This window comes from Thermomonas brevis (genome assembly GCF_014395425.1).
GTDB classification, from domain to species: domain Bacteria; phylum Pseudomonadota; class Gammaproteobacteria; order Xanthomonadales; family Xanthomonadaceae; genus Thermomonas; species Thermomonas brevis.
Window position 1 is genome coordinate 969136 of the sequence record NZ_CP060711.1, and the last position, 9187, is coordinate 978322.

Here is a 9187-nt window from a genome sequence, read left to right on the forward strand (position 1 = left end):
TGGGGCGTTCAGTTTCGTTTTTCGTTCTTCGTTTCCACTCGCGCAAACAGGTTCCACAGGGTCTAGCCGACACCCCCGCATTGCCTACCCTGGGGCATGCGCGCAAAAAACGAACCTGAACGGAGCCGCCGCTCCTCCCCATTGTCGGGCGCGCTAGCGTCCGACAATGGGGGGAGTTTTGCCAGGCAGGAGCGCGAGCGAGTGCCGAAAAGGCAAAACGGGGGCGCAGCCCCCCGCGTCCGGGACGAGAGTTCCGGGCGCTCGCGGTCAACGGAGTTGGCCGCGCAGGACGCGCCGCCCAGGTATGAACGGGCGCGGCTGGCGGGTGGCTGGGAGGCTGCGCACGCCGGCCCCTTAGCCGAGGCGAAGCAGGCCGCCCAGCAAGCCACCGCCCGGTCAGGCAAGCCCTGGACACTGGAAGCCGACACGCAGACCCGCGCGATCCTGGACGACTTCCCGGCGCGACCAGTCAAGGCGGACACGCTGGCGAAGTATCGGGCCGACTATGACCGGCTACGGGCGCGGGGGGTGTCGCCACTGGAGGCGGCCGCTACCCCGGCCCATTGGCAGAGACTGCGGACGGCCTGCCGCTTCTGTATGGCCGAGGATGTGCGGCGCTGGCGGGCGGCCAGTGAGCGCGCCCGCAAAGCGGGCGACCTGGACAACGCCCAGCGCATGACTGCCGAGGCCCACCGCTTGGCGGTGGCCCTGGATGGCTGGTTTTGCCAGCCCCGCACGCGGCTGAACTGGGCCGCCAAAGCCAAAGCCCTTGCCGCCCAGGGAAGGCGGCCCAAGAGCAAGAGCCGGCGGCGGGATACTCCGCCGGCTCCAGATCTGGCCGTGGCCGCCCTGCTGTTCCCAGCAGCCAAGGGCGGCCCCCCGGTACGGGGGCAGGCCTTGGCCGAACGCCACGCCGAACGGCTGGCCGTCCTGGCCCTAACGGGCTTGCGGCCAGCCGAGATGATGGCGGGCGTCCGGGTACGGGCGACCGTCGAAGCCGGCCGCCCGCTGCTACAGGTGGAAATCAAGGGCGCGAAGGTGGACGATCAGCGCGGCCACTATGGCCGCGTGCTTGTGCTGGAAACCACCGGGTCGGCGGCGGCAGCCCTGCGGGCCGCCGCAGAGGCCCAGGGCGGCGCGTTCACACTGGCGACCACGGAAGCGGACTACCGGAGCCTAAACCGCGCCCTGGCGCGTCATGGGCTGTCTTGCTACTCGTTCCGCCACGCCTTGGGGTCTGACCTCAAGGCGTGGGTCTGCTCGCCGGCTTCTGCCGCCTACATGAAGCCAGGGGAGGCGGCCAAGGCCGCCGCCCAGGTGATGGGCCACCGCTCCACCGAAAGCCTGGCGTATTACGGCACGCGGGCCGGCAGTCGCCGGGGCGGACGGCCGCCCCTGTGGGCGGCCAGCGCCACAGAAGCCGATCTCATCCGCGAGAAATCCCCGGCCTATCGGCGTAGCCGTAGCCTGCCCCTGGTGCGGTTTCCGGCGCGCGGCAGCGCGCCCCCGCCGCCTGCTCCAAAACAACAACCCGCGCCAGGGGCGCGGGCTTTCTCGAAGCCGAAGCCGCCGGGGTTCTAGCCCCGACCCTTCGCCTTGAGCGTCGTCGCTGGTAATCAGCGAAGCCGACGCCTAGCGCGAGGTTTCGGACGCGGGCGCAGGCCGATGAACTCGTCTTCATCGCCGCCGTCGCTCCACCAGTTTTCCCCCTGCTGCCCTTTGTTGAACTCCTTTACGTTGACGCGCGTCCGGCGTGTGCCTGGCGCGGGCGGCTCCTGCGCTTTCGGCGCGGCTAGTGATTTCGCCATTTCATCCAGCAGAGCGCGCAGGACGGCGTGAGTGGCTTTGGTGTTGTCGGGCATGGTCGTACTCAAGGCGGGGACATAACTCCTAGCAGACAAAGCCGAAGGCGCAAGCGCAGAGCGCTTGCCATTCCATCCCACCACACCAGGAAGCCCGCGCCTAAATCGATGCCACCGAGGCGTTAGCGCTTGTCTTTGGCCTTGAGTGTGGGCGCAAACCTTCCGCCGCGCGTGTCCTGCGCGGCGGTCAGGTGTTGCCGCCTCTCTTTGTCCATGCGGGTAGCCAGGCCCTTGGCAAAAATGGTGGAGTTGACGAACAGGTGGCCGTCTTTCCTGACGAAAAAACCGCGCTTTTCCAGAGACTTGAAATGCTTGGAGATCGCCTGCCTGGAACAGCCGAAATCGTTAGCCATTGCCGTTTGCGACAAGCTGACCAGGTTGCCGTATTCCATCCTCTCCAGGACATAGGCAACAACTTTCATCTCGTGAGTGGTGGTGCCTGCGTCAAGCAGTTGGCGGAAGTTGCCAAGAAACGCAAGGCAAAACGCTGCGCCCTTTTCGATGGCAACGGGTGAGGTTTCGCGGTAGGTGGTGCGCTTCTCGATCACGCCACCGGCAGCGGCTGCGCCTGCTAGGGCTTGTTTCGCGTCATCGGTTAGGCCGCTCTCTGCGTCCAACTCGTTGCGGACTTCATCGGCGGGGACGGTTTCTACTCGGGTCTGGAATGTCATGGGGTTCCTTCGCGGGAAAGTGCGAAGGAAGGCAAGCCGCCAACCTCGCCTAAAGCATTCAATGAAAAAGGCGCAACCTGTCAAGCGACAAGCGCAACCCAAACGCGACACCGCGACAACCTCGACCGTCAACCTTCAGGGGTTGCGGGCTGTCAGCCTCTGGAGGTTGACAGGGCTACAACCTCTAAGCGTTGACAGAAAGATGGGGGAACAGGCCCAAGAGGCTTGTTTTTACGAGGTTCCGTCAGTGGGTAAGAGATAGAACAGGTAAGAGACAAAGCCGCCCCGCCGGCCCGCTGCGGCGCTGCGCGCCTTGCGGACGCCCCCCAGGGGGCTGCCGGTTTAGCCGCCTTCGGCGGCTGTTCTCCTGGCCGTGGGCCAGGGCCTGGGCGGGCGCTTCCGCGCCACGCCTGTAGGCGACTAGCGGCCCTTGCTTCCCTGCTTTATTTTGATTATTGTTGAAATATGGAAACGATAGCCGCTGTCCCACTACTTGCTGCCTTGGCCCAGGAAACCCGCCTGTCGGTCTTTCGCCTGCTCGTGGAACAAGGCCCAGGCGGTATGCCCGCCGGCCAGATCGCCGAGCGGTTGGGCATTAGCCCGGCCACGCTTTCGTTTCACCTGAAGGAACTCACCCATGCCGGTCTGACGCTATCCCGGCAAGAAGGGCGCTACGTCATCTATTCCGCGAATTTCAAGGCGATGGACGACCTGCTTTCGTTCCTCACCCAGAACTGTTGCGCCGGTACGCCGTGTGGCGTCGAAGGCGTGTCCTGTAAGACCACCGCTACCTAACGGAGTTCGCAATGAAGCGCCTACACGTCCATGTCTCTGTGAAAGACCTAGACCAGAGCATTGAGTTCTATTCCGGCCTGTTCGCTACATCCCCCAGCGTTCGCAAAAACGACTACGCCAAGTGGATGTTGGAAGACCCGCGCGTCAACTTTGCCATTTCGACACGAGCCGACGCCGTAGGCGTCAACCATCTTGGTATTCAGGCTGAAACCGCCGAGGAACTCGCGGAGATCGAACGCCGCGCCGCCGTCGCTGGCTTGAACGCTGAACCGGAGACGGGGGCCAACTGCTGCTATGCGCGTTCGGATAAGCATTGGCTGGAAGACCCGCAGGGCGTCGTTTGGGAAGCGTTCCACAGCCTGGGCGATATCCCCGTCTATGGCGGAGAACGGGCCGCCGGCGAAGCCTGTTGCGTAGCGAAGCCGGAAAGCACGGCAACGGCCTGTTCTTCTGGCTCTGGCTGCTGCTGAGGACAAACGGCAATGAACACCCAGCCCTATAACATCCTGTTCCTTTGTACGCACAACAGCGCCCGCAGCATTTTGGCCGAAGGGTTGGTAAACAAACTCGGTAAAGGGCGTTTCAAGGGGTACAGCGCCGGCAGTCAACCCAGCGGCAAGGTCAATCCGCTGGCGCTGGACACGCTCCAGTCTCTTGGTATCGACACCGCCGGCATGGAAAGCAAGAGTTGGGATGTGTACGCCACACCCGACGCGCCACAGATGGATTTCATCATTACCGTCTGCGACAACGCGGCGGGCGAAGCCTGCCCGTACTGGCCCGGCTCGCCCATGACCGCGCACTGGGGATTTCCTGACCCTTCACTAGCCGAAGGCGACGAAAGCGCCAAGCGCGCAGCGTTCGGAAAGACGGCGCAGGCGATCGCTCACCGCTTGAGCCTGTTCCTGAGCCTGCCGCACGACACCCTGGATCGCATGTCGCTGTTGAGGGAAGTCAAAGCCCTGGGCAACGCCTAAATGCGACTTCCAGGCCGTATGTTGGCCGAGGCTATCGGCACGGCATTTTTGCTGGCGGTCGTAGTCGGCTCCGGGATCATGGCCGAACGCCTGGCCGGGGGAAATATCGCCCTGGCCTTGCTGGCAAACGCCCTAGCCACGGGCGCGGGATTGTTCGCGCTCATCATGACCCTGGCGAGCGTCTCCGGGGCGCATTTCAATCCCGCCGTTTCGCTGGCTATGCGATTGCGCGGCGAACTCTCCACCGCCGACACCCTGGGCTATGTCTCCGCCCAGGTCGTTGGCGCTCTAGCAGGCGTTGCCATCGCTCACGGCATGTTTGATCTGCCAGCGTTCACGCTCTCCCAGCATGTGCGGGAAGGCGTGTCGCAGGTAGGGAGTGAGTTCGTTGCGACCTTCGGCCTGGTGCTGGTCATCCTGGGTACGGCTCGGCACGGGTTGCTGGCCGTCGCCCTATCGGTCGCCGGCTACATCGTGGCCGCGTACTGGTTCACGGCTTCGACTTCATTCGCCAACCCTGCGGTATCGCTTGCCCGAGCCTTCACCAACTCATTTGCCGGGATCAAGCCCAGCGGCGTGCCCTGGTTCGTTGTGGCGCAGTTGCTGGGAGCGATAGCGGCGACGGGCGCGGCGCGCCTTCTGTTCGATGGCAAGAGCGCGGACGCTTCCGCCTCGCACCCGTAGGCTGCTACCATACGCCCCGACGTTGGTACGTCCGATGGTACAAACTCTCACCGGGTTGTTTCTCTCGGAAAATCAAAGGTTTTGAGGTGGTTTAGGGACTTCCCCCTCTCTCCGCCAGATACGCAAAACGCCCCCTCGTGGGGCGTTTTGCGTATCTGGCGGAGAGCACGGAGGACGAGCAGTCCCCCGCTTGGATTCGACACATCGGCAGGACTGCCGATGTGGACAGCCCAAGGCTGCCCGCAGGGCGAGGGCCAAGCATGGCCCGAGCTATCCCCGCCGCGACATCCTTGCTCGCGTATCCAACTACGCCGAAAACACCGGCCAGCGGTCGACGATCCTCCCCCCGCGCACCACCACCAGATCGCCGAACTGCAGCAGCACCGCCTCGCTGATCTGCGGCCGGAAGAAGACGTGGTCGTCCACGTCCAAGCCGACGCCCGGCGAGGCGGTGACGATTTCCTGGTTGGCGCTGTGGCCGAACAGCTCGTTGAACTGCAGGCCCTTCGGCGATTCGTAGTCGGCCAGCCACCAGCCGCCGTAGATGAAGAAAGTCTCGCGCTGGTTCGGATCCCACCACGAGAAGATCCGCGACTTCGCGTCCAGCGCCGGCAGGTCGATCGGGCCGGCCTTCTTCAGCACCGGCGTGGCGATGAACGCCGCCGGCACGTGCTCCTTCAGCGTTTCGATGTCGTAGTGGGTGGGCTTGAGCAGCGCGGTGCCGACGCTGATGTCGTTGCTGACGGTTTCGTGCGCGTGCAGCGCGTAGCTGGGGCTGCCGCCGGAGTTCAGGGTCAGGTCGTCGCGCCACAGCGATGCGTAGTCGCGGCGGGCGACGTCGACGAAGCCGCGGTAGCGCGCCATCGCCTTGTCCAGCAGTTCGCGCGCGCTGCCGAGCACCGACGGCACGCCCATGCCGACGTGCGCGTCGTAGCCCATGAAGCCGGCGAACTCCAGCTGCTGAGGATGCGCGGCGATCACGTCCAGCATCGCCTTCAGTTCGCGCCCGTCGCGCGCGCCGCCGCGGTGCAGGCCGACGTCGATCTCCAGGCTGGCGCGCATCCTGGTGCCGAGCCCGCGCGCCAGCTCGGCGTATTCGCGCAGGCGCTGCGGCGTGTCGAACAGCCACTGCAATTGCCGCGCGGGATCGAATGCGCCCTTGAGCCCGGCGTAGAACTGCGCCGCCGCGCGCACCGGCAGCGGCTTGCCCATCAGCACGTCGAAGCCGGGGAAGAACTCGGCGTCGTGGCTGAGGAAGGGCTGATGGAAGGACATCAGCCGCGTGGTGCCCGCGCGCCCGGCGACGTACTCCAGCAGCTTCGGCGAGGGCAGCGATTTCTCGACGATGCGGTAGTGCTTGCCGGCCGCGCGCAGGGTGCGCGCCACCCGGTCGAGGTTGGCGTCGAGGCGGTCGAGGTCGACCACCATCGCCGGCTCCATCGGCCCGTTGCGCTTCAGCTCCGCGTTCAGCGCGCGGAAGTACGGCGCATACGGCGCACCGTGGTCGCCCGGCTTCTTCCACCACAGCGCCGCCGCGCCCAGGCCCATCGCGCCCAATACGAAGTTGCGTCGTTTCATTCCGTCCTCGCTTCCCTCACGGCACGCTGCGCACGCGCAGCGCCAGCAATCCGCCCGCCATCGTCACCGCCGCCGTCGCCAAGTACAGCGCCGGATAACCGCCCAACCGCGTCACCAAGAGCGCCGCCAGCGCCGGCCCCAGCACCTGCGGCGCGGAGTTGGCGACATTGAGCACGCCCAGGTCCTTGCCGCGCCCGCTGGCCGCCGGCAGCACCTGCGACACCAGCGCCTGTTCGACCGCGATGTAGATGCCGTAGCCGAGGCCCAGCAGCGCCGCCGCGCCGATCGCCACCGGCCATGCAGGCCACAGCCCAAGCAGCGCGGAGGCCGCCGCCATCAATGCGCTGCCCGCCACGATGTTGCGCCTGCGCCGGCCGCTGCGGTCGGACGCCGCGCCGCTGGCGAAGGCGCCGACGACCACGCCGGCGGTATAGGCCAGCACCAGCACCAGCAATCCGTCCTCCGCGCTGCGACCGGGGAACAGCCGCTCGAAGCCGATCGAGTCGCGCAGGAAATACAGCAGGTACAGCGTGCCCAGCGCCGAACCGAGCTGCACCAGGAAGCGCATGCACCAGGCGCGGGCGAAATCCGGATGCGCGCGCGGGTCGATCCAGAACCCGCGCAGGAATTCCCTCCAGCGCCACGGCGGACGCTGCTCCGGCCGCAGCCGCGCGTTGCCGGCCAGCAGCAGGAACGGCAGCACGCAGGCCAGCAGCGCCAGCGCCACCGCGAGATAGCCCATGCCGATGCCGCTGACGGCGGCGGTGACCAGCACCGTGCCCACCACTACGCCCAACGGCTGGGTGATGCCGGTCCACGCGCTGCAACGCGCGCGCTGCGCCACCGGCACCTGGTCGGGCAGCTCCGCCATCAGCGCGGCCAGCAACGCGTTCAGCGCGAACTGCGCCACGCACCACCACAGCAGCACCCCGGCGATGTCGCGCTGCCGCCCCAGCATCGCCAGCGCCAGCACGCCCAACAATGCGCCGGCGAAGCTCCACGGGCGACGGCGCCCCCAACGCGAGGTGGTGCGGTCCGACCACGCGCCGCACAGCGGATTGGCGATCAGCGCAACCAGCGCGCCCGCACCCGTCACCCAGCCCAGCGCCGCTTCCTTGTGCAGCGGCGCGATCGCTTCCATCTGCTCGGCCAGCAGCACCTGGATCGGCGCGAAGAACGCCATCCACAGGCCGAGGAAGGCCAGCGAGTAGGTGCCGACGAAGCGCGCGCCGACCGGCAGCGTCGGTTCCGCCAGCGCATCGCGCACGGAAGGCTTGCCGTCGTTCATCGCTGCGCCGCGATCTGCTCGCGGTACCAGTGGTAGGACGCCTTGGGCGTGCGCCGCTGCGTCGCGTAATCGACATGCACCAGCCCGAAACGCGGCCGGTACCCTTCCGCCCATTCGAAATTGTCGAGGATCGACCAGACGAAATAGCCGCGCACGTCGATGCCGGCGTCGATGGCCTGCCGCAGTTCGGCGAGGTGCTGGCGCAGGTAGTCGATGCGGCGCGGATCGTCTATGCATCCCTGCGTATCCATCGCGTCGGGAAACGCCGCTCCGTTCTCGGTGACGACGATCGGCGGCAGCCGCTTGCCGTAGCGCGCGCGCAGGCCGCGCAGCACTTGGCCCAGCCCGGTCGCGTCCACCGGCCAGCCCATCTCGGTGCGCTCGAAGCGTGCCGGCGGTTCGGCCTCCTCGATCGGTGCGGCGCTGCCGCGCGGGGCCATGCGCACGTACTGCGGGTTGTAGAAATTGATGCCGAGGAAATCCAGCGGCTGCGCGATGATCTCCAGATCGCCGTCGCGCAGCGCCGAGCGGTCCTGCCGCAGCAGCGCCAGTCCGCGCGGGTAGCGGCCGAGCAACAGCGGATCGGTGTGCATGCGGTCGTGCACCGTATCCAGCATCCACGCCGCGAAGCGGTCGCGCAGGCGCTTCGACGCCGGCCGGGCGCTCTGCATGCTCTGGGCGATGCCGACCTGCGCATCCGCGCGCGCGGTCGCGCGCAGCGCCTGCACCGCGCGGCCGTGCGAGAGCAGCAGGTGGTGCACCACGTCGAAGATCGCGAGGCCGTTCTCCTCGCCCGGCGCATGCACGCCCAAGGCATGCCCCAGCACCGAATGCTCGAAGGTTTCGTTGTGGGTGATCCAGCGCGGCACGCGGTCGCCGAGCCGGCGCGCGACGTGCTGCACGTACTCGGCGAAGCGCTCGCAGGTGTCGCGCTCATGCCAGCCGCCGGCATCCTGCAACGCCTGCGGCAGATCCCAGTGGTAGAGCGTGGGTACGGGCTGGACGCCGCGCTCCAGCAGCGCATCGACCAGCCGCGCGTAGTGGTCGAGCCCGGCCTGGTTCGGCGCGCCGCGCCCGGACGGCTGGATGCGCGGCCAGGCGATCGAGAAGCGGTAGGCGCCCGCGCCCAGACCCGCGATCAGTTCGACGTCCTCGCGCCAGCGGTGGTAGTGATCGCAGGCCCGGCCCGGATCGTCGCCATTGGCAATAGTGCCCGGCCGTGCGCAGAACGTGTCCCAGACCGACGCCCCGCGCCCGTCCTCGTCCAGCGCGCCCTCGATCTGGAACGCCGAGGCCGACACGCCCCAGAGGAACCCGGCGGGAAACCGCATC

The 9187-nt window shown here is 67.0% G+C and carries 10 protein-coding genes; 5 read left to right on the forward strand and 5 right to left on the reverse strand.

Annotation, left to right across the window (positions count from 1 at the left end; all coding sequences use genetic code 11):
- Nucleotides 1-276: 276 nt before the first annotated feature.
- The gene (locus tag H9L17_RS04485) at nucleotides 277-1581 is read left to right on the forward strand and encodes a hypothetical protein (protein ID WP_187571156.1); all 1305 of its coding nucleotides are present in this window, start codon (nucleotides 277-279) and stop codon (nucleotides 1579-1581) included.
- A gap of 35 nt (nucleotides 1582-1616) precedes the next feature.
- On the opposite strand, the gene H9L17_RS04490 is transcribed toward H9L17_RS04485, so the two are convergent.
- Nucleotides 1617-1862 carry a hypothetical protein gene (locus H9L17_RS04490; protein WP_187571157.1) on the reverse strand — a complete coding sequence of 82 codons (246 nt, stop codon included), beginning with the start codon at nucleotides 1860-1862 and terminating at the stop codon, nucleotides 1617-1619.
- 122 nt (nucleotides 1863-1984) lie between these two features.
- Entirely contained in the window at nucleotides 1985-2533 is a 549-nt protein-coding gene (locus tag H9L17_RS04495) for a replication/maintenance protein RepL (RefSeq protein WP_187571158.1), read from the reverse strand.
- 465 nt (nucleotides 2534-2998) lie between these two features.
- On the opposite strand from H9L17_RS04495, the gene H9L17_RS04500 reads away from it, so the two are divergent.
- The 4 genes from H9L17_RS04500 to H9L17_RS04515 are packed head-to-tail and all read left to right on the forward strand — an operon-like array spanning nucleotide 2999 to nucleotide 4989.
- On the forward strand, nucleotides 2999-3328 hold the full coding sequence (locus tag H9L17_RS04500; protein WP_187571159.1) for an ArsR/SmtB family transcription factor: 330 nt from the start codon (nucleotides 2999-3001) through the stop codon (nucleotides 3326-3328).
- 11 nt (nucleotides 3329-3339) lie between these two features.
- A complete protein-coding gene (locus tag H9L17_RS04505) occupies nucleotides 3340-3798 on the forward strand; it encodes an ArsI/CadI family heavy metal resistance metalloenzyme (RefSeq protein WP_187571160.1) in 459 nt (152 codons plus the stop codon).
- A gap of 12 nt (nucleotides 3799-3810) precedes the next feature.
- Nucleotides 3811-4305, forward strand: a complete 495-nt coding sequence (locus H9L17_RS04510) for an arsenate reductase ArsC (RefSeq protein ID WP_187571161.1) — start codon at nucleotides 3811-3813, stop codon at nucleotides 4303-4305.
- A gap of 18 nt (nucleotides 4306-4323) precedes the next feature.
- Nucleotides 4324-4989, forward strand: a complete 666-nt coding sequence (locus H9L17_RS04515; RefSeq protein WP_246455163.1) for an aquaporin — start codon at nucleotides 4324-4326, stop codon at nucleotides 4987-4989.
- Between the two features lie 306 nt (nucleotides 4990-5295).
- Here the strand turns inward: H9L17_RS04515 and H9L17_RS04520 are convergent, their stop codons facing one another.
- The 3 genes from H9L17_RS04520 to H9L17_RS04530 are packed head-to-tail and all read right to left on the reverse strand — an operon-like array spanning nucleotide 5296 to nucleotide 9186.
- Nucleotides 5296-6567: a DSD1 family PLP-dependent enzyme gene (locus tag H9L17_RS04520; protein ID WP_187571163.1), complete on the reverse strand. Its 1272-nt coding sequence runs from the start codon at nucleotides 6565-6567 to the stop codon at nucleotides 5296-5298.
- 16 nt (nucleotides 6568-6583) lie between these two features.
- Nucleotides 6584-7855 (reverse strand): MFS transporter, encoded by a 1272-nt coding sequence (locus H9L17_RS04525; RefSeq protein WP_187571164.1) that lies wholly within the window; start codon nucleotides 7853-7855, stop codon nucleotides 6584-6586.
- Nucleotides 7852-9186 (reverse strand): GH1 family beta-glucosidase, encoded by a 1335-nt coding sequence (locus H9L17_RS04530; protein WP_223158081.1) that lies wholly within the window; start codon nucleotides 9184-9186, stop codon nucleotides 7852-7854. The genes H9L17_RS04525 and H9L17_RS04530 overlap by 4 nt, the downstream gene beginning before the upstream one ends.
- Nucleotide 9187 lies beyond the last annotated feature (1 nt).

Excerpts from the sequence above, each read along its gene's own strand:
- H9L17_RS04490 (WP_187571157.1), bottom strand. The coding sequence starts at position 1,862 with ATGCCCGACAACACCAAAGCCACTCACGCCGTCCTGCGCGCTCTGCTG.
- H9L17_RS04495 (WP_187571158.1), bottom strand. The coding sequence starts at position 2,533 with ATGACATTCCAGACCCGAGTAGAAACCGTCCCCGCCGATGAAGTCCGC.
- H9L17_RS04500 (WP_187571159.1), top strand. The coding sequence starts at position 2,999 with ATGGAAACGATAGCCGCTGTCCCACTACTTGCTGCCTTGGCCCAGGAA.
- H9L17_RS04505 (WP_187571160.1), top strand. The coding sequence starts at position 3,340 with ATGAAGCGCCTACACGTCCATGTCTCTGTGAAAGACCTAGACCAGAGC.
- H9L17_RS04510 (WP_187571161.1), top strand. The coding sequence starts at position 3,811 with ATGAACACCCAGCCCTATAACATCCTGTTCCTTTGTACGCACAACAGC.
- H9L17_RS04515 (WP_246455163.1), top strand. The coding sequence starts at position 4,324 with ATGTTGGCCGAGGCTATCGGCACGGCATTTTTGCTGGCGGTCGTAGTC.
- H9L17_RS04520 (WP_187571163.1), bottom strand. The coding sequence starts at position 6,567 with ATGAAACGACGCAACTTCGTATTGGGCGCGATGGGCCTGGGCGCGGCG.
- H9L17_RS04525 (WP_187571164.1), bottom strand. The coding sequence starts at position 7,855 with ATGAACGACGGCAAGCCTTCCGTGCGCGATGCGCTGGCGGAACCGACG.
- H9L17_RS04530 (WP_223158081.1), bottom strand. The coding sequence starts at position 9,186 with ATGCGGTTTCCCGCCGGGTTCCTCTGGGGCGTGTCGGCCTCGGCGTTC.